The sequence below is a fragment of the Amycolatopsis sp. NPDC051758 genome (genome assembly GCF_044453095.1).
GTDB lineage: Bacteria > Actinomycetota > Actinomycetes > Mycobacteriales > Pseudonocardiaceae > Amycolatopsis.
In genome coordinates, this window is sequence record NZ_JBITCJ010000005.1 from 501938 (window position 1) to 520610 (window position 18673).

Annotated in this window: 23 protein-coding genes; 8 read left to right on the forward strand and 15 right to left on the reverse strand. The window is 70.9% G+C overall.

Annotation, left to right across the window (positions count from 1 at the left end; all coding sequences use genetic code 11):
* Positions 1-109 precede the first annotated feature (109 nt).
* Entirely contained in the window at positions 110-598 is a 489-nt protein-coding gene (locus ACIA5G_RS25885) for an RNA polymerase sigma factor (protein ID WP_395927490.1), read from the reverse strand.
* 158 nt (positions 599-756) lie between these two features.
* Between ACIA5G_RS25885 and ACIA5G_RS25890 the strand changes: the two genes are divergently transcribed.
* Both ACIA5G_RS25890 and ACIA5G_RS25895 read left to right on the forward strand, forming a co-directional pair.
* Positions 757-1002, forward strand: coding sequence for a hypothetical protein (locus ACIA5G_RS25890; RefSeq protein WP_395927492.1), 246 nt, complete (start codon positions 757-759; stop codon positions 1000-1002).
* Between the two features lie 333 nt (positions 1003-1335).
* Positions 1336-1599: a WhiB family transcriptional regulator gene (locus ACIA5G_RS25895; protein ID WP_395927494.1), complete on the forward strand. Its 264-nt coding sequence runs from the start codon at positions 1336-1338 to the stop codon at positions 1597-1599.
* Between the two features lie 235 nt (positions 1600-1834).
* Here ACIA5G_RS25895 and ACIA5G_RS25900 read toward each other — a convergent pair whose 3' ends face one another.
* Entirely contained in the window at positions 1835-2809 is a 975-nt protein-coding gene (locus ACIA5G_RS25900; RefSeq protein WP_395927496.1) for an RNA polymerase subunit sigma-70, read from the reverse strand.
* A gap of 40 nt (positions 2810-2849) precedes the next feature.
* Here ACIA5G_RS25900 and ACIA5G_RS25905 point away from each other — a divergent pair, with 40 nt between their 5' ends.
* Positions 2850-3593, forward strand: coding sequence for an SDR family NAD(P)-dependent oxidoreductase (locus tag ACIA5G_RS25905; protein ID WP_395927498.1), 744 nt, complete (start codon positions 2850-2852; stop codon positions 3591-3593).
* Between the two features lie 207 nt (positions 3594-3800).
* Positions 3801-5012: an LCP family protein gene (locus ACIA5G_RS25910; RefSeq protein ID WP_395927500.1), complete on the forward strand. Its 1212-nt coding sequence runs from the start codon at positions 3801-3803 to the stop codon at positions 5010-5012.
* Positions 5013-5016: 4 nt separating this feature from the next.
* Here ACIA5G_RS25910 and ACIA5G_RS25915 read toward each other — a convergent pair whose 3' ends face one another.
* The 7 genes from ACIA5G_RS25915 to ACIA5G_RS25945 all read right to left on the reverse strand — a co-directional run bounded on the left by ACIA5G_RS25915 (position 5017) and on the right by ACIA5G_RS25945 (position 11494).
* Positions 5017-6207, reverse strand: coding sequence for an acyl-CoA dehydrogenase family protein (locus ACIA5G_RS25915; RefSeq protein WP_395927502.1), 1191 nt, complete (start codon positions 6205-6207; stop codon positions 5017-5019).
* 1 nt (position 6208) lies between these two features.
* A complete protein-coding gene (locus tag ACIA5G_RS25920; protein ID WP_395927504.1) occupies positions 6209-7120 on the reverse strand; it encodes a 3-hydroxyacyl-CoA dehydrogenase NAD-binding domain-containing protein in 912 nt (303 codons plus the stop codon).
* The gene (locus tag ACIA5G_RS25925; RefSeq protein ID WP_395927506.1) at positions 7117-7863 is read right to left on the reverse strand and encodes an acetoacetate decarboxylase; all 747 of its coding nucleotides are present in this window, start codon (positions 7861-7863) and stop codon (positions 7117-7119) included. Before ACIA5G_RS25925 ends, ACIA5G_RS25920 begins: the two co-directional genes overlap by 4 nt.
* Position 7864: 1 nt before the next feature.
* Entirely contained in the window at positions 7865-8614 is a 750-nt protein-coding gene (locus ACIA5G_RS25930; RefSeq protein ID WP_395927508.1) for a crotonase/enoyl-CoA hydratase family protein, read from the reverse strand.
* A 15-nt stretch (positions 8615-8629) separates the two neighbouring features.
* Complete coding sequence (locus ACIA5G_RS25935; protein ID WP_395927510.1) at positions 8630-9784, reverse strand: CaiB/BaiF CoA transferase family protein; 1155 nt, start codon at positions 9782-9784, stop codon at positions 8630-8632.
* Between the two features lie 117 nt (positions 9785-9901).
* Complete coding sequence (locus tag ACIA5G_RS25940; RefSeq protein ID WP_395927512.1) at positions 9902-10807, reverse strand: LysR family transcriptional regulator; 906 nt, start codon at positions 10805-10807, stop codon at positions 9902-9904.
* A gap of 150 nt (positions 10808-10957) precedes the next feature.
* Entirely contained in the window at positions 10958-11494 is a 537-nt protein-coding gene (locus tag ACIA5G_RS25945) for a TetR/AcrR family transcriptional regulator (RefSeq protein WP_395927514.1), read from the reverse strand.
* 81 nt (positions 11495-11575) lie between these two features.
* On the opposite strand from ACIA5G_RS25945, the gene ACIA5G_RS25950 reads away from it, so the two are divergent.
* A complete protein-coding gene (locus tag ACIA5G_RS25950) occupies positions 11576-11980 on the forward strand; it encodes an ester cyclase (protein ID WP_395927516.1) in 405 nt (134 codons plus the stop codon).
* A gap of 61 nt (positions 11981-12041) precedes the next feature.
* Here the strand turns inward: ACIA5G_RS25950 and ACIA5G_RS25955 are convergent, their stop codons facing one another.
* From ACIA5G_RS25955 to ACIA5G_RS25980, 6 genes are all read right to left on the reverse strand, one after another.
* Entirely contained in the window at positions 12042-13430 is a 1389-nt protein-coding gene (locus ACIA5G_RS25955) for a sensor histidine kinase (RefSeq protein WP_395927518.1), read from the reverse strand.
* Positions 13427-14113: a response regulator gene (locus ACIA5G_RS25960; RefSeq protein WP_395927520.1), complete on the reverse strand. Its 687-nt coding sequence runs from the start codon at positions 14111-14113 to the stop codon at positions 13427-13429. Before ACIA5G_RS25960 ends, ACIA5G_RS25955 begins: the two co-directional genes overlap by 4 nt.
* A gap of 45 nt (positions 14114-14158) precedes the next feature.
* Positions 14159-14347, reverse strand: a complete 189-nt coding sequence (locus ACIA5G_RS25965) for a hypothetical protein (protein ID WP_395927522.1) — start codon at positions 14345-14347, stop codon at positions 14159-14161.
* Positions 14344-14766, reverse strand: coding sequence for a hypothetical protein (locus tag ACIA5G_RS25970; RefSeq protein ID WP_395927524.1), 423 nt, complete (start codon positions 14764-14766; stop codon positions 14344-14346). Before ACIA5G_RS25970 ends, ACIA5G_RS25965 begins: the two co-directional genes overlap by 4 nt.
* Positions 14767-14836: 70 nt before the next feature.
* On the reverse strand, positions 14837-16594 hold the full coding sequence (locus ACIA5G_RS25975; RefSeq protein WP_395927526.1) for a CocE/NonD family hydrolase: 1758 nt from the start codon (positions 16592-16594) through the stop codon (positions 14837-14839).
* Between the two features lie 10 nt (positions 16595-16604).
* Entirely contained in the window at positions 16605-17132 is a 528-nt protein-coding gene (locus ACIA5G_RS25980) for a TetR/AcrR family transcriptional regulator (protein WP_395927528.1), read from the reverse strand.
* A 23-nt stretch (positions 17133-17155) separates the two neighbouring features.
* Between ACIA5G_RS25980 and ACIA5G_RS25985 the strand changes: the two genes are divergently transcribed.
* From ACIA5G_RS25985 to ACIA5G_RS25995, 3 genes are all read left to right on the forward strand, one after another.
* Entirely contained in the window at positions 17156-17596 is a 441-nt protein-coding gene (locus ACIA5G_RS25985) for an SRPBCC family protein (protein WP_395927530.1), read from the forward strand.
* Between the two features lie 66 nt (positions 17597-17662).
* A complete protein-coding gene (locus tag ACIA5G_RS25990) occupies positions 17663-18238 on the forward strand; it encodes a TetR/AcrR family transcriptional regulator (RefSeq protein WP_395928012.1) in 576 nt (191 codons plus the stop codon).
* Between the two features lie 40 nt (positions 18239-18278).
* The gene (locus ACIA5G_RS25995) at positions 18279-18650 is read left to right on the forward strand and encodes a winged helix-turn-helix transcriptional regulator (RefSeq protein ID WP_395927532.1); all 372 of its coding nucleotides are present in this window, start codon (positions 18279-18281) and stop codon (positions 18648-18650) included.
* Positions 18651-18673: the final 23 nt, after the last annotated feature.

Below are 18673 nucleotides of genomic sequence, written 5' to 3' on the forward strand. Positions count from 1 at the left end.
GTGCCCTCGACGTCGAGGCCGACGCGCAGCGAGTCGTGCAGTGCGGCGTTGGACTCCCGCAACAGCTCGGTGATCGCCCGATCCCCGTACTCGGTTGCCGGCATGGTGCTCACCTTTCCCTGTCCCGCTTGTCGTCGGGTGCTGCGGCTCGCTGGCGCCGGAGGCGTTCGCGCACGTGGCGGAGGTTGGAGCGGACGGTCGCGGGGGCGATCCGCAGCGCCTCCGCGATCTGGGCGGGGGTGAACCCGTCGAGCGACCACGCGAGGACCATCCGCTGCTGGCCGGGGAGGGCGGCGAGCAGGCCGAGGAGGTCGGCGTGCTGGTCGACCAGGGCGCTCAGCTTCTCGTCGTTCCGCGGGTCGCCGGCCAGGGTCCAGTCCGCACGCGCGTCGCCCGCCGCGTCGAGCAGCCGGCTCGCGACCCGGCGCACCCACGCGCGCGGGTCGTCGAGGGTCGGCCACGCCTCCAGCGCGTGCAGCATCGCCTCGGCGGCGACGTCGCGCGCGGTTTCGACCTCGAACCCGGCCTTGCACAGGAACGCCACCAGCGGCGGGAAGTCGGCGCGGAAGAACGCGTCGAACTCGTCAAGACCGCACACGGACCCCTCACCACCCCTCGCCTCCAAGGAACAAGTGCGGTGAGGTGACCGCTACGTGTAACGATTTGATCAAGACTGCTCAGTAGGAGTAATGCGCTGCTCCACCTCGGTGACGCGATGTGACGAATGGGTGCGGGGATCTCGGGTACCCGAGCCCGATGACCCACCGAGACACGGTCCGGCGCCTGCTGAAGGAAGCGGGCCCGACGTACCCCGACGGCGCCGCGCGCTGCCGGCTGGTGCTCGACGAGTGCGGCGGCGTCCTGAGACGCGTGCGCGAAGCCGCGAACGGCGGATTCCGGTCGCCGGCGACGCGCCGGTCGAAGGTGCCGAGACCCGGGCCCGTCGGGGCCGAGAGCTTCGCCAGGTCCGGCCGGCGTGGCCAGGGTTTCAGTCGCACCTGAACGGGAAAGCCTTGTAGGGTGCGGAAAGACCCGGCCTGCGGACGCGGCCGGTCGCTCTCGCGAAGCCGGTCGGCGGTGACGGGCCGGCGGCGCTCGTCCGGGTTACACCGGAGCGCGGTCTCGCCGATCGAGTGACGTGATCGACATCGAGATCCCGGGAAGAAAGGCGTACTCTCATGTGTTGCAGTCTTGGTTGCCCGGAGGGTGAGCCGGGGACCGAAGCCAAAACCCCCTTGACCGAGGCGGATGCGCTCGCGCGCCCGCGGTGGTCAAGTCGGTTGACGCGTCCTGACAATGGGAAACAGTAGGACCTGAGGGAGGTGAACGAAGGAAATGGAAGCCACGATGACGGGCTGGGCGGAACTCGCGGCCTGCAAGGACGAGGACCCGGAACTGTTCTTCCCGATCTCCGAAGTCGGCCCCGGCAGCCGGCAGACGGCGCAGGCCAAGGCCGTGTGCGCCCGCTGCCCGGTCCGCGCCGAATGCCTCGGCTACGCGCTCGACAACGGCCTTGACCACGGCGTTTTCGGCGGTACCACCGCTGAGGACCGGCGCCGGCTGGTGCGCACCGCGCCACAACGGCACCGAGCAGCCTGACCGCCGCCCGGTGACCTCTTCCCGGCGGCCTGGAGCAGAAAACGCGAATCCGGAGAAATGATTCCGGGAGTGCGCGTGCCCGGGTGGGTGATTCCCTGGTGAATCACCTGCCCGGGCTTTTTTGCGCCGTTCGCGGGTGAACGGCGCGCACGCCATTGTGGGCATCGGGCGTGGCGACCGGCGCAGTACGCATTCCGGCACCCGGCGATCGTGCTCGGCGACGCGGCGATCGTGCTCAGTCCGCCCAGTTCTCCGGCAGTCCCCACGCCGCCGCCGGGACCGCCTCGAAGGCCGCCATGGCCGTGATCAGCCCGTCCTCGATCGTCAGCAGGCTGACCCCGAACCACCGGAAGCCGTCCTCGCCCGGCCGCCGCAGGTAGGTCGCCACCGCCGGCTGCCGGTTCGCCCGCGTCGGCCGCATCCGGAACCGGCCGACGCAGTCCGGCGACGCCGGGTCCAGCGACAGCGAGAGCGCCCGCACGATCGCGTCGCGGCCGGCGAACCACAACGAGTACGGCGGCATGATCGCCTGGGCGTCTTCGTGCAGCAGCCGCGCCACCGCGCTCGGGTCACCCTGCTCGTACGCCGCGATGAACTTCTTGAGCAGTGCCGTTTCCGCTGCCGTCGCCGCACCCGCCGTCCACTCGGCACGGCGCGCAGGCAGCCGTTCACGCAGGGTCGCGCGGGCCCGCTGGAGCGCGCTGTTCGCCGACGCGACGCTCGTCTCCAGCAGCGCCGCCGTCTCCTTCGCCGACCAGCCCAGCACGTCCCGCAGGACCAGCACCGCCCGCTGCCGCGCCGGCAGGTGCTGGACGGCCGCGAGGTACGCCAGCTCGATCGTCTCCCGCTCGACGACCACCGCGTCCGGGCCCGGCTCGTCGAGCAGCCGGTCCGGGTACGGCTCGAGCCAGGGCAGGTCGGCCGCCGAGATCGGGCCCACCGGCTCCCCGGGCGGCCCGAGCTGGTCGGGCAGCACCCGCCGCGGCCGGCGGGCGAGGACGTCGAGGCAGGCGTTCGTGGCGATCCGGTACAGCCAGGTGCGCACGCTCGCCCGGCCCTCGAACGCGTCCCGGGCCTTCCACGCGCGCAGGAACGTCTCCTGCGTGAGGTCCTCGGCGTCACTCAGCGAGCCGAGCATCCGGTAGCAGTGCACCTGGATCTCCCGGCGGTGCCGTTCGACGAGCGTCTCGAAGTCCGCTGCGTGGCCCACCCGGGCACGCTAGCGCACCCGGGGCTGGGAGACTGCTGCCGTGAGCGGAACGGTGCTGGTGCTCGGCGGACGCAGTGAGATCGGGCTGGCCGTGGCGAAACGCCTGGCCGGCGGGGACGCGCGGCGGTTCGTGCTGGCCGCGCGGCCGGGGGCGGACCTGACCGCGGAGGTCGCCGCCCTGCGTGCGGCCGGGGCCGAGACGGTCGAGGCGGCCGAATTCGACGCCGACGACCTCGCCGCGCACGGCCCCTTCCTGGAGCAGGTCACCGCCGACCACGGCCCGCTCGACGTCGTCGTGCTCGCCTTCGGCATCCTCGGTGACCAGGCCCGGGCCGAAAAGGACGCCGCGCACGCCGCCGCCATCGTGCAGACCGACTACGTCGCGCAGGTCGGCGTCCTGACCCACGCCGCCAACCTGCTGCGCGCGCAGGGCCACGGCAGTCTTGTCGTGTTCTCCTCGGTCGCCGGGGTGCGCGTGCGCCGCGCGAACTACGTCTACGGCTCGGCCAAGGCCGGTCTCGACGGCTTCGCGAGCGGGCTCGCGGACGCGCTGCACGGCTCGGGTGTCCGCCTGCTGCTCGTCCGCCCCGGGTTCGTCGTCGGCCGGATGACCGAGGGCATGTCCCCGGCGCCGTTCTCGAGCACCCCGGACCAGGTGGCCGACGCGACCGTCGCCGCGCTGCGCCGGGGCCGCTCGGTCGTCTGGGTGCCCGCGGTGCTCCGTCCGGTCTTCTTCGTCCTGCGCCTGCTGCCGCGCGCGATCTGGCGCCGGATGCCGCGCTAAGCGGGACGGTTGTGGCCACGGCCACAGCACGTTTTTGTGTGCGTGCCGGTACTTTCCGTCGCGATCTCGGCCGATCGGCTCGATTCAGCTCGGCCGATCGGGCAACGTCACGAGCTTTCAACAAGTTTCTCAGCTGATTCCCAGCTAACCCGGTGATCCTCGAAGGCGGGGTCGGAGGTTCACCACAGGGAAGCAAGGGGAAGTGTCGTGCTGCTGTCGTCCCGGGGGCGCCGCATCGGCGGGCGGGTAACGATCGGCGTCGTGTCGACGCTGGTGCTCGCCGCCACCGGGTACGCCTGGACGCAGCTGAGCAAGCTGGACGACGGCATCGTCACCGCCGACGTCATCCCGCCGGCGGCCCAGATCGACGGCAGTGACACGCCGCCGGGCGAGCCGCTGAAGGTCGCCCAGAACATCCTGCTCGTCGGGATCGACGCGCGGACCGACGCCTACGGGAACCCGTTGCCACAGAACGTGCTCGACGCGTTGCACGCAGGCAGCGGTGACGACGGCGGGGACACCACCGACACGATGATCGTGGTGCACATCCCGGCCGGCGGTGCCGCGGCGACCGCGATCTCGATCCCGCGCGACTCCTATGTGGACATCGCGGGCGGCTACGGCAAACACAAGATCAACTCGGCGTACAGCCGCGGCAAGAACGCCTCGATGTCCGATCTGCGCGCCCAAGGGCTGTCGGGTCCGCAGCTGGAGGTCGCGGCGAACGCGGCCGGCGCGAAGACCGCAATCCAGACGGTCGAGCAGTTCACCGGCCTGACGATCAACCACTACGCGGCGATCAACCTCGCCGGGTTCGACGCGCTCTCACAGGCGGTCGGCGGGGTCGAGGTCTGCCTCAAGGCGCCGGTGCACGACACCTACTCGGGCGCGGACTTCGCCGCCGGCCCGCAGACGCTGTCCGGCGCGCAGGCGCTCGCGTTCGTCCGGCAGCGCCACGGCCTGCTCAACGGTGACCTGGACCGGATCGCCCGGCAGCAGGCGTTCCTCTCCGGGATGGCGAAGAAAGTGCTGAGCGCGGGCACGTTCACCGACGTGTCGAAGCTGAACTCGCTGGTCAGCGCGGTGCAGGGCGCGGTGGTGCTGGACAAGGGCTGGGACGTGCTGAGCTTCGCGCAGCAGCTGCGGGGCATGACGTCGGGCGCGATCGCGTTCGTCACGATCCCGGTGCAGAGCCTGTCGATGCAGACACCGTCCGACGGCGACGCGGTGAAGGTCGACCCGGGGCAGGTCCGGCAGTTCGTGCACACGGCGATCAGCACCCCGGCGGTCCAGGCCTCGGGCAGCGACACTCCCGGCGGGGTCAAGCCGGTGGCGGCGACCGGCACGAAGACGCCGTCCTCGGGCACTTCGGACACGAAGCAGCCGGCGACCTCGACGGCCGCCGGCTGCGTGAACTGATCTTTTACACGAACGCGGACTGCCCGGTGATCGCCTTCCCGACGATCAGGGTGTTCATCTCGCGCGTGCCCTCGAAGGAGTAGATCGCCTCGGCGTCGGCGAAGAACCGCGCGACGTCGTAGCCGAGCACGATCCCGTTGCCGCCGAAGATCTCGCGGCTCCAGGCGACGACCTCCCGCATCCGCGAGGTGACGAACGCCTTGGCGAGCGACGAGTGCTCGTCCTTGAAGATCCCGGCGTCCTGCAGGCGGGCGAGCTGCACGAGCATGCCCCACGACGCGGTGATGTTCCCGAGGCTCTTCACGAGCAGGTCCTGCACCAGCTGGAACCGGGCGATCGGCCGGCCGAACTGCTGACGCTCCTGGGCGTAGGCCAGCGCGGCTTCGTAGGCGCCGATCGCCACGCCGAGCGCCTGCCAGGCGACACCACCGCGGGTGGCGCGCAGGATCTCCGCGACGTCGCGGAAGGAGTTGATGCCCTGCAGGCGGTTCGCCTCCGGCACCCGGACGTCGGTCAGCGTGATCTCGGCGTTCTCGACGATCCGGAACGCGATCTTGCCCTCGATCTTCTCCGGCACGAATCCCGGCATGTCCTTCTCGACGACAAAACCCTTCACGTGGTTGTCGTCGACGTCACGCGCCCACACGACGATGTAGTCGGCGAAGGTCGCGTTGCCGATCCACTTCTTGGCGCCGTTGAGGATCCAGGTGTCGCCGTCCTTCTTGGCGGTGGTGCGCATGCCGCCGGCCACATCGGACCCGCCGAGCGGCTCGGTCATCGCGAACGCGCCGATCTTGTCCATCGCGGCCATCTCCGGGAGCCAGCGGTCCCGCTGCTCCTGGTTGCCGCCGCTGTAGATCGAGTACATCGCGAGTCCGTTGTGGACACCGAAGAACGTCGCGACCGAGGCGTCGGTGCGGCTCATCTCCATCGCCATCATGCCGGTGAGCAGGTGGCTGACCGCGGGCTTGTGCTCGCCGTAACCCTCGTAGGGCAGGCCGGCGAGGCCGCTCTCGCGGAACATCCCGATCAGTTCCTTCGGGAAGGTGCCCTTTTTCCAGTTCTCGTTCACCAGCGGCTTGACGTCGTTCTGCATGAACTCGCGCGCACTCACGAGCAGCTTGCGCTCGTCGTCCGGCAGCAGCGCCTCGAAGTCGTAGAAGTCGGCGGTCAGCTTGTCCTTGAGCGGTTCCATGTCAGTTCTCCTCCACTGCGGTCAACACTGCGAGCTGCTTGCGGTCGCGCGTCTCGGCGAGTTCCGAGTACGTGGAGGAGCCGTAAGCCTTTTCGACGGCTTCGATCAGCCGTTCCTGCTCTTCGGGGCTCTGGCTGGGGTTGCCCAGCCCGGCCCACATCTGCTTCATCGACTTGCCGATGTGCTCGGCCATGTGCCGGTAGCCGCCGGGGCCGCCACCGAGGTGCGAGCCGAGGAACGGCCCGACCGTCGCCCAGCGGATCCCGAGCGAATTCGTGATGACCTTGTCCAGTTCTTCCGGTGTCACGACACCCTGCTCGACGAGGTAGATCGCCTCGCGGCTGAGCGCGTTCTGGAGCCGGTTGCCGACGAAGCCCGGGATTTCCTTGCGCTCCACGACCGGCGTCCGGCCGAGGAAGGTGTAGAAGTCGACGGCCTGCTGCACGGATTCGTCGCTGGTGCGCTCGCCGGGGACGACCTCGACCAGCGGGATCAGGTGCGGCGGATTGAACGGGTGTCCGATCAGGACGCGGCTGCCGTCGAGCTCGCCGGTGAACGCCGTCGACGGGATGGCGCTCGACGAGCTCAGCAGCAACGCGTGCGCCGGGGCTTCCTTCAGCAGGGTCGCGAAGAGGTCCTTTTTGAACTCGACGTTCTCGGGTCCGTTCTCCTGCACGACATCGGCGTCACGGACGGCTTCAGTGACATCGGCGGCGACGTGGACCCGGCTCGCCAGCTCCGCGGCGGTCGTGCCGAGGTGCGGGGCGAACGTCTCGAGTGCGCCGGTGACGGCCTCGGCGAGGTCCGGTCGCGGGTCGCTGACCCGGACGGTCAGGCCGTGGTGGGCGAACAGCGCCGTCCAGGACAGGCCGATGGTGCCCGCGCCGATCACCGCTGCGTTGCGGAACGTCATGACTGGGCTCCCTTCAGGTAGTCGAAGACCGGCTTGACCGGGGCGAGCGTCAGGTCGGTGCGGATGTGGCTCGCGGAGACGACCTCCAGCACCGGAAGGTCCGCCAGCGGGGCCAGGACGTGCTGGAACAGCTGCAGCCGCGCGGGGCCGGTGTAGGCCTCCTTGACCACGACGTCGGTGATCTCGGTGCGGACGAGCTCCTGCACGCGCGGCGCGCCGTCGTAACCGGGGATGGTCTTGAGCATGAACGTCGGGACGGTGATCTGCTTTTCGGCTTCGCGGGTGTCCAGCTCGTGGTGCTTGTAGCCCATGGTTGCGGTGGCCACCCGGAGCGTCCCGTAGTCCAAGGTGCCCACCAGGACACCGTTGTCGACATACAGACTCGGGCTGCCGACGGTCTTCGGGTACGCGCTGACCTCACGCCCGGACGCGGTGGCCGGGAAGTTGTCGAGGTACATCGCGTGCAGGTACTCGCCGCGCTCGCCGTCGAAGCTGACCTCGATCGCCTGGCCGGACTCGGTGTACGGGCCGTAGCCGGAGACGTCGCCCATCTTCATGACCTCGAAGCGCACCAACGGTTCCTCGACCTGAAGCGGCTCCGGGACGACGGCCCGCAGGGCGTCGACGTCGGTGCGGTAGACGATGTTCAGGTACTCGCGGTTGGTGAACCTCGGGACCACGGGCGCGAACGCCGGGGCGGTCAGGGGAGTCGTCACGTGCCGGCGGACTTCGTCGATCTTCATGTCACTCACCGGTCCACTTCGGGGCGCGGCGCTCGGCGAAGGCGGTCATGCCCTCGCGGACGTCGGCGGACTGCATCAGTTTCTTGGTCTCTTCGCGTTGCACGGCAAAGGCTTCGGCCTCCGAGCCGCGCACGATCTTCTTGACGGCGGCCAGCGCGAGGGGCGCGTTCTCCGCCAGCTTCTCGGCCAGCTGCAGCGCGACGGCGGCGGCGTCTCCGCTCGGCGTCACACGGTTGACCAGGCCCAGCTCACCCGCGCGGCGGCCGGTGACCGGCTCGCCGGTGAGCAGGAACTCCATCGCCAGGTGGTGCGGGATCCGCTTCGGCAGCCGGATCACACCACCGCCCGCGGCGATCAGGCCACGCTTGACTTCGGGGAGGCCGAACTTCGCGTCTTCGGCGGCGACGATCAGGTCGCAGCCGAGGGCGAGTTCGAACCCGCCGCCCATGGCGAACCCTTCAACCGCGGCGATCAGCGGCTTGGTCAGCTCGGCCTCGGTCAGGCCGCCGAACCCGCGTCCCGGGATCTCCGGCGACTCGCCCTCGAGCGCGGCCTTGAGGTCCATGCCGGCGCTGAAGGTGTTCTCGGCGCCGGTGAGGACGCCCGCCCGCAGCGTGGGGTCGGCTTCCAGCTCGTCCAGCGCGGCGGCCAGCCCGGCCGCGACGGCGGCGTTCACCGCGTTGCGGGCCTGCGGCCGGTCGATCGTGATCAGCAGGGTGCTGCCGATCCGCTCGGTGCGTACTTCGGTCATGGTCTTGCTTCTTTCTCAGAGTTCCGCGAGGACTTCGGCGGTGTCCTGGCCGGCCAGCGGGGCCAGGCGGCGGATCGAGCCGGGTGTCGCGGAGAACTTCACCGGGATGCCGACCGTGCGGATGGCGCCTTCGCTCGGGTGCTCGACGGTGTCGAGCAGGTGGCCGTCGCGGACGTAGCTGTCCTCGTGGGCCCGGTCCAGTTCGAGCACCGGCGCCATCGGGATGCTGTGCTTCGCGCACACCTCGGTCCACTCGTCCGTGGTCAGCGCCGGGGCGCAGGCCGCGATCTGCCCGGTCAGCCACTCGTTGTCGGCGCGGTCGATGGCCTCGCCGTTGACGCGCGGGTCCGCGGCGAGGTCGGGGCGCCCGGCCGCGGCGAAGAAGTCGCGGAAGTTCTTCGGGTTGTAGGGGATCACGCAGGCGAGGCCGTCCTTGGTGCGGACCGCAGCGTGGCCCTTCGTCATCGACAGCGCAAAGCCGGTCGGGCCTTCGGCGGGCTCGTAGGTGTGCCCGGCGAGGTGTTCGACCAGGTTGAACGCGATCAGCGTGTCGGTCATCGGGATCTCGATCTGCTGGCCCTCGCCGGTCTTGTCGCGGTGGACCAGCGCGGCGAGCACGCTGTAGGTGATGGTCAGCGCCGACACCTTGTCGCCGATGATCGTCGGCAGGTAGACCGGCTCGCCCAGCGCCCGGTTGGCGACGTCGACCAGGCCGGAGGAGGCCTGCACGGTCTCGTCGTAGGCGGCGTTGCCGGCGCGGTCGGAGTCGGCGCGGAAGCCCTGCGCGTGGGCGTAGACCAGGCGCGGGTTGCGCTCGGCGACGTCGGCGTAGTTCAGGCCGAGCCGGGCCAGCGCGCCGGGGCGCATGTTGGTGATCAGCACGTCGGCGGTGTCGATCAGCTTCAGCGCCTGCTCACGCTCGGTCTCGTCCTTGAGGTTGAGGGCCACGCTGCGCTTGTTGCGGTTGACGTTCAGGTTGAGCGGGGTCATGCCCGGCGTGGTGCGGTACTGGCCCACCCGCACGGTGTCCGCGGGGGACTCGATCTTGATCACGTCGGCGCCGAGGTCGCCCATGATCTGGGCCGCGTACGGGCCCATCACCACGGTCGAGAGGTCGATCACACGCACGCCGTCCAGCGGGCCGGCGGCGGTGGGGGTGATGTCCGTCATCATTCGTCCTTTCGCGCCTTGCTTCGTTGCTCTACTTACGAACGTAGGCGCGAGCGGCGGGAAGGGGAATGATCATGATGCGCACAATGGTATGACCGCGGCGGTCATACCATTTTGTCAGCTTTCGAGCGGTTCCTTGAAGACGTCTTTGGCGGCTTCGACCAGTTCTCGCAGGTCACCTTCGATGCGGTCGCGGCGCCAGAGCAGGCCGGTGTCGAGCTGCGGGCGGAAGTCGGTGAACGGCAGCACGATGACGTTGTCGAGCCGGTAGCCGTGCATGGGTGACCGGTCGTCCAGCATGGAAATGGAAAAGGCTTCGCCGCTGGAAATGATTTCGGACGTCCCGCCGTATCCGGTGTTGGTCAGCCGAATGCGTTTCTTGACGCCGAGTTCGTTCAACTGGTGGTCCAGCTGGTCGAAATAAGCGGGCGTGATCTCCCCGGGTGAAGCCACGTACGGGAATTCGGTGAGTTCGGCCAGGCTGACCGAGTCCCGGCCGGCGAAGAGGTCGGCCGGGACAACCGCGCCGAGCCGTTCCGACATCACCGGCAGCTGCTCCAGCGCCGGATCGGTGACCGGCAGCCGGGCCAGGGTGAGCGCGAGCTTGCCTTCGTGCACCCCCTGGACGAGGTCGGCGGTGGTGCCGGGCCAGCGCTTGAGCTCGTACCGCGCCTTGACCCGCTCGGCGAGGGTGGTGACGAGCTCGCGCAGGTCGGGGTGCACCCCGGCGGGCATGCCGAGGAAGACGGTGCTGCGCTGCGGCTTCATCGCCTCGTTGAGCTTCCACGGGATCGCGCCGACCTGGTCGAGGACGTCCCGCGCGAGCGGCAGCAACGCGGCCCCGGCGGCGGTGAGCGTGACGTGGTGGGTGCTGCGGTCGAACAGCTGCTGCCCGAGCTCGTGCTCGAGGTCCTTGATCCGCTGGCTGAGCGGCGACGCGGCCATGTGCAGCTTCCGCGCCGCCGCCGAGAAGTTCAGCTCCTCGGCGACCGCGACGAAGTAACGCAGGTGCAGCATCTCCATGGCCCGACCCTAACGACCCACCGTGTCGCCCCCCTGATCACGTCCGATGCCCCTCCAATCACGTGAACCGACCCTCCAGGTACGCGAGCCGACCCTCCAGGTGCGCGAACCGACCTTCCGGGTACGCGAGTCCGCGGTCCCGGGGCGGAGTCAGCGGGCCGCCGTGCCACGGCGGACCAGGGCGAGCAGGCGGCCGGGCTCGCCGCCGGACAGGGCGATGCCGGTGGCGAGCAGGAGGAGGTCCAGTTCGGTGACGTCCGGGTCGACGGCGCCGGCGGCCCGGGCGCGGCCGAGCAGGGCGGCGGCAGTCGTGTTCATCGTGGCGTGCCAGCCGGCGAACAGGCTTTCGTGGTCACCTGCGGGATCGGCCAGCGACAACGCGAGCGCGCGCTTGGTCCGGACGTGCTCGATGAACAGCCCGAGCCAGGCGAAGAGCGCTTCGCCGGGGTTGTCCGCGTCGAGGTCTGCTCGGCTTCGCAGCTCCGCGACTTCGTCGGCGTAGACCGCGACGATCAGTTCGCGCCGGTTCGGGAAGTGCCGGTACATCGTCGCGTTGCCGATGCCGGCGCGGCGGGCGACGCGGTCGAGCGGCGCGTCCGGCCCGTCCTCGGCGAAGACCTCCTTCGCCGCGGCGAGCAGCAGCGCCTGGTTGTCCCGCGCGTCCGACCTGCGGGCCCGTGCCGTCATGCTGCTCCCTTGCCAACTGGGGATATCCCCGGTTAGCGTAGCCGAACACTACCTGGGGAGTTCCCCACTTAAGGAGCGAGCATGGACGCCGCCGAGGTCCACCGCCGGCTGATCGCGCTGACGCCGTTCACGGCCGAAAGCGTCGCCGAAGGCCTGCGCTACATCGACCCGGAGGTGATCGACCACCGCGGTGGCGCGGGCGGCGACCACCACGGCATCGACGCTTGGCGCGCGAAGTGGGAAGCCATGCTGGGTGGCGAGTTCTTCGCCGACTTCCGCGACGTGGGTGTGCGGGTCGAGCAGAACGTCGCCGACGGCGAGTTTTCGGTGAACCGCTACACGAGCACGGGCACGCAGATCTCGACCGGCCGCAGTTACGCCGTGACCAGCATGGACATGATCCGCGTCCGCGACGGCCGGGTGATCGAGCACTGGGCCCTGATGGACGTGACCGACCGCGCGGCGCAGCTGGCTCCGCCGGCCTGACGCGTACCCAGAGGGTCGGTTCGCGTACCTGGACGGTCGGTTCGCGTACCTGGAGGGTCGGTCAGCCGAGCGGAAGGGGAATCGTGTGATCCGACGCGGCCAGCGGGAAGGTGATCGTGAACGCCGCGCCGCCTTCCGGGGCCGGGCCGGCCGTCAGGTCCCCGCCCATGCGGGTGACCAGGCCGTGGACCAGGGCCAGCCCGATGCCCGACCCGACCGGCCGCCGGTCGCGGTACCGCGCGTTCAGCACCCCGCGCTCGAACGCCACCGGGTAGTCCTCCGGCGCGAGTCCCGGGCCGCCGTCGCGGACCGACAACGAAGCAGCCGAAGCGGACACCGAAAGCGAGAACACCATCGGCGCGCCCGCCGGCGTGACGCGCAGCGCGTTCTCCGCCAGCCCGTCCACCACCTGACGCAGCCGGCGCGGGTCCGCCAGGACCGGGACCGGGGAAGGCGGCGCCGAAACCGAAAGCCGGACGTCCTCCCGCGCGCACCGCAGCTGCCAGACCTCGGCGCAGTCCCGCAGCAGCGCACCCAGATCCACCGGAGTGACGTCGAGCCGGAACTCGTCGGCGCCCAGCCGGGCCAGCTCCAGCAGGTCCGTGACCAGCCGTTCCAGCCGCAGAGCCTCCCGCTGGATGGTCTGTCCGGCCCGGACGGCGTCGTCTCCCGACGCGACGCCGTCCGCGATCGCCTCGGCGAACCCGGTCACGGCGGTCAGCGGTGTCCGCAGCTCGTGCGACACCGACAGCAGGAACTCCCGCTGCCGCGCCTCGCTCACCGCCAACGCGTCGGCCAGCGAGTTCAGCGACCCGGCCACCTCCGCGACCTCGCGTGGCCCCTCCACCGGCACCCGGACGTCCCGTCGTCCGGCTCGCAGCGATCCCGCGGCAAGAGCGGCCCGGCGCAGGGGACGGCCCAGCAGCCGTCCCGAGAAGAAGCCCGCCAACGCCGCCACCAGCAGCCCGATGCCCAGCGCCAGCGCGATGTTGCGCACCAGCGCCCGTTGTGTCGCTTCGGCGTTCCGCGCGGGCAGGACCAGCGCGAACGCCGCCCCGCGGGTGCCGACCACCCGCGTCTCGACCAGGTACTGCGAGCCCGCGACCGTGACGCGCCCGGAGTGGTCCGCGCCGAGCCCGAGCTTCCCCGAAGCCTGCACGGCGACGGTGTCCCCGGCCGGCTGCCCGCCCGCGCGGCGGACCACCACCGAAATCCCCTGCCCGCGCACGACGTCGGCCGCCTTGCCGATGCCCAGCCGGTTCCCGATGCCGGTCTCGTCGAGCTGCGACGCGACGACGTCGGCCTGCGCGGCAAGCGACGACTGCAGCACGTTGTCCGCCGTCGTCCGGATCAGCCGGGCCGCGACGAGCCCGGCGACGATCACCGCAACGCCCGCCACGGCGAGACAGACCAGCGTGATCCGCCCGGCCAGGGTGCCGCGGTACCTCATGCCGGGTCCGCCGCGTAGCCGATGCCGCGCACCGTCCTGATCGGACTCGACGCGCCGAGCTTCGCCCGCAGCTGCGCCACGTGGACGTCGACCGTGCGCGTGCCCGCCGCCGCGGCGTACCCCCACACCGCACTGAGCAGCTGGTCACGCGAAAGCACCTGCCCCGGGTGCCGGAGCAGGTGCGTGAGCAGGTCGAACTCGGTGGAGGTCAGGGAAATCTCCGTCTCGCCCGCCCAGGCCCGGCGGCTCGTGAGGTCGACGCGCGCGCCACCGACGGTCAACGCCGAGGGGGCCGGCGCCGCGCCGGACGCACGCCGCAGCACCGTCCGGACCCGCGCGGCCAGCTCACGCGGGCTGAACGGCTTGGTCAGGTAGTCGTCCGCGCCGATCTCCAGGCCCAGCAGGCGGTCCAGCTCGTCGTCGCGGGCGGTGACGAACAGCACCGGCGTCCAGTCGCCGGCCGCGCGCAGCGCCTTGCAGATCTCGATGCCGTCCATTCCGGACAGTCCGATGTCGAGCACGATCGCCACCGGCTTGAGCCGCCGGACGGCGTCCAGCGCCCGGCCGCCGTCCGCCTCGACGTGCACCCCGAAACCGTCGCGCTTGAGGTACAGCGCGGCCAGCTCGGCGATCGCGGCCTCGTCCTCGACCACGAGGACGAGGCCGCGCCCCGGTGACCCCATGCCTGCTCCCGTCTCCGCCGTCACTGACGGGGAGACGCTAGCCGGTCAGGGCGAGCCATCGCTGTTCATGTCGGATTCGACGCCGTTCAGCGTCGACTCGATCCCGCTCAGCTCGGACGACGCCGGGGACGAACCGGAGTCCGGTGACCCCATCAGGTTGTCGCGGCAGGCCGAGCAGCCGAGCGCGATCAGCGCGGCGGCCCCGACCGCCGCCGCGATCCTCGCGCCCCTCACTTGGTCGGCGCCGGGGCCGCGGGCTTGCAGTGGGCGCTCGCGAAGGCGTCGAGCTTCTGCTTCGCGGTGGTCAGCTCGCCGACCTTGCCCTGCCGCTTGGTGGCGCGCTCGTCGAGCTTGGTGGCGCGGTCGTTGTGCCCCGCGGTCCGCTGGTCCTGCGCCCGGGCCTTGAGGTTGGCGACCGAGCCGGCGACCTCGGGGCCGCCGTTGATCCGCTTCTCCAGGTTGTCGGCACGCTTCTGCAGCTTCGGCACCCAGTCGCCGCAGACCTGCTGCGACTCCTCCGGGCTGAGCGTGATCGGCGCGACCGGCGCCGGCGACGTGGTCTGGGCCGAGGCCAGCGGCGCCAGCGCCAGCAGGCAGGCGGCACTCCCGCTGCCCGCCAGCGCCAGCCGCCGGGTCCAGGTGGTTCCTCGCATGGTGACTCCCTCGTATCCGTTCGTGGGTACGGGAAGTACTTTCGCCGGGCGGTGTTCGGAGCGCGTCCGCCTAGTGTTCGGGCTTTGTAAGGCCGAAGGTGACGGACGTCCGTGCGAGGTCGAAGGTCAGCGTGTCGCCCAGCACCGGCAGCGCCGGGTCGAACAGCTGCCCGTCGGTGCCGCCGAGCAGCAGGCCGAGCCGGTGCCCCGCCGGGACGACGTGGTCGAGCGCGGTCAGGGTGAACGTCATCGAGTACACCCGGCCCGGGACCAGTGGCTCGCCGTGCCGGAGCGACGCGTGGTGCCCGAGGTCCGCCCAGCCCGCGGCGACGATCCGGTGGCCGACCGACACCAGGTCGGCGGTCGTGTCGAGGAAGCAGGCGGAATCCCCGGCCGAACTCGCACCCCAGCACGACCGCGTGGCCAGGTTCTTGACCCCGCTGCCGTAGTTCGCGGTGTTCCGCTCGTCGGCGGAACCGTAGTCGACGAGCGCAACACCGAGCCTGGCCGCGGTCTTGTCGGCCGACGCGGTGATCGTCACCGACGGCGACCCGGCGATCCGCACCGGCGCGGTCAGCGGAGCGCCCTTGAACACCGCGGCCGACGAACCGGCCGCCCACTGCTCGCGGCCGATCGCCGGGTCGTCGACGACGGTCGCCGTGCCGGATCCGCGCCGCCCGAGTGTGCCGTCGCTCGACGGGTGCAGCGTCGCCGACGTCGTCGCGGGCGGCCAGCTCCGGAGGTCGGTCCACCGGTCCGGCGCGGTTTCGAGGTGCACGGCGGGTTCGTGCTCGACGCCGTTGGGCAGGCCCAGCAGCCAGCGGTCGAACCAGCGGTGCAGCGTCTCCACCCACTGCGCGCGCTGCAGGTCGAACGGATCGGTGTGGCCGGCCTGGCTCAGCCACGCCTGGCGCGGGACGCCGGCGCGGCCGAGCGCGTCCCACCAGGCGGCGAACTGGTCCGGCGGCACTACCCAGTCCCCGAAGCCCTGCGCGGCGAGCACGCTCGCGCGCACCTGCCCGGCCCGCGGGACGTGGTTCACGCTCCGCCAGTAGGCGTTGTAGTCGCCGTTCGTGCCCGCGCGCGCCTTGATGTCCGCTTCGAACGGCTTGCACAGCTCGGCCGCGCGCTCGTTGTAGGTGAAGGCCGAGCCGGTGTGCTCCGGCGTGGCCAGGGGAGCGCCGTTGGCGATGAGCTGCGAGTAGTTGTCGGCGACGCCTTCGATCGGCACGATCGTCTTCAGCCCGGCGATCCCGGACGCCGCCATGCCGATCGCGGTGGCGCCGTCCTGGGACTTGCCGATCGCGCCGACGTCCCCGGTGGCCCAGCCCGCCCGCACCGGCCGGCCGCCGTCGGGCGCGTCGAAGGCCTTCGCGCGGCCGTTGAGCCAGTTCACCACCGCGTTGCCGGAGCCGACGTCGTCGAAGCAGCCGGACGAGCGGTTCGTGCCGCCGACGTCGGCGAGCACCACCGCGTATCCGCGTGGCACGAAGTAGTTGTCGAGGAACAGCGGGAACTGCTGCGGGGTGCCGTCCGGCGCGTACGTCTTCTTCTGCGACTCGTTGCCGCGGCCGCAGCACGCGTAGTACGGGCTGACGTCGAGGATCACCGGCACGCGCACGGTGGCGCGGGGCCGGATGACGTCGGCCGCGACCCGGTCGATCTTGCCGTCGCGGTCGTGGTCGGTGCCGGTTTCGACCCAGGCCGTTTCGCGGATCGCCTGGTCGTAGGCGTAACTCGGATGACTTTCCGGTGGTGCCGCGGACGCGGCGGGCGTGAGTCCCGCCGTCGTGATCAGTGCGGCCAGCAACCCCAGTGACAGACGCATGGCGCCAGTATCACGTCTGGTACATCGCGAGGAAACGCTCCATCGCGGCGTCGACGGCCTCGCGGTCGCCGGTCGTGACCAGGTCCAGCAGCAGTCCGCGCGCGACGGCGAGGCCGAGCCGCGCGTATGCGGGCCGGTCGGCCGCCGGGACGCCGTACTGCGCGAGCAGCGCTTCGATCGGGCCGAGCCAGTCCTTGATGACACCGTCGAGGAGCTCGGTGGTGCCAGGGGTGCCGCCGAGGGCCTGGCCGTAGAGCTGGAAGAAGAGCTTTTCGTTGGCGCGCAGGCTTTCGTCGGTGAGCTGTCGCCAGAACTCCGTGGGGTCGAGCCCGGTCAGGGCCGCTCGCTGCCGCGCCTCGACCTCCCGCGCGACCGCCGTGAGCAGGCCTTCCTTCGAGCCGAAGTGGTAGATGAGCATGCGGTGGCTGGTGCCGAGATCGGCCGCCAGCGCCCGCAGGCTCCGGCCCGCGCCGCCGTGGTGGGCGATGTGGTCGATCGCCGCGTCGAGGAGCTTCCGGCGCGGGCTTGATTCGATCATGTACCAAATGGTACACGTACCAAATGGTACAACGCATCTCCGTACGCGGCCGGACGTCCGCGCCGGCCGACACCGTGTACGCCCTGCTTCGTGCCGGGGCAAGCTGGCCCGACTGGTCTCCCTTGGGGTCGTTCGAGCTGGTCAGCGAGGGGGAGGGCGAGCCGGAAGGCCTCGGCGCGATCCGGCTGTTCCGCACCGGGCGCACCCGCTCGTACGAGAAGATCGTCGCGCTGGAGCCCGGCCGCCGGTTCGGCTACGCGCTGGAGCACGGCCTGCCGCTGCGCGGGTACGTGGCCTACGTCGACCTCTCGCCGCAGGACGGCGGCACCGAAATCCACTGGCACTCGACGTTCACCGCGAAGATCCCCGGCACCGGCTGGTTCTACCGGCGGGTGCTGGGGGTGTTCATCAAGCGGGTGGTCGCCGGGCTGGTCGCCGCGACCGAGGCGCGCGTCGCCCCATAAAGTAGGCGCATGTCAGCGCCACGACGGGGAACGACCGGCCGCACCCAGGAGGAGCGCAGCGCGGCGATGCGCGTCCGGCTGCTCGACGCGACGATCGACTGCCTGGTCGAGTACGGCTACGCGGGCACGACGACAACCCGCGTCGCCGACCGCGCCGGCGTCACCCGCGGCGCGCAGGTGCACCACTTCCCGACGAAGGCCGACCTGGTGACGTCGGCGATCCGGCACCTGGCGGCGAAGCGCACCGAGGTCGCGATGGCCGAGCTCGACCGGCTCCGCGCGTCCAGCGACCCGATCGGTGACGCGCTGCAGCTGATGTGGGAGATGCACCAGGGGCCGGTGTTCTCGGCGACGGTCGAGCTGTGGGTCGCCTCGCGCACCGACGCCGAGCTGCGCCGGCAGATGGCGCTGGTCGAGCCGATCGCGACGTCCAGTCTTGTGGAGTTCGGCAAGGCGCTGCTGCCCGAGCACGCGGGGCACCACGAATTCCTGCACGCGGTGTACACGGCGATGGACGTGGTCCGCGGCATCCTCATCGCCAGCTGGGCGACGCGCGACCAGGACGAGCTGGACGCACGCTGGGAGCGCGGCCGCCGTCACCTGCGGATCCTCTTCACGACGTTGATGGCCGCCACCGCCTGAATCGCGTGTTACTCTCTCCGGGAGAGTGAGGAGGCGCGCCGTGGGGCCGGACCCGTACGACCGCAACTGCCCGACCCGCCAGCTGCTCGACCGCATCGGCGACCAGTGGACGGTCCTGATCGTCGGCGCGCTCAAGGACGGCCCGCTGCGGTTCACCGAGATCGCGCGCCGGGTGGACGGGATCTCCCAGAAGGTCCTCACCCAGACGCTCCGGAGCTTGGTCCGCGACGGGATCCTGACGCGCACGGCGTACGCGGTGATCCCGCCGAAGGTGGAGTACGAGCTGACCTCCCTGGGGCGCAACCTTTCGGAGCCGCTGGAGATGCTGGACCAGTGGGCCCGCCGGCACATGACGGCGGTCCAGGAGTCCCGGGAAGCCTACGACGCGGAGCACACGCCCGCTTCCGCCTGACGGTGGACAGCTCCTGGACAGTT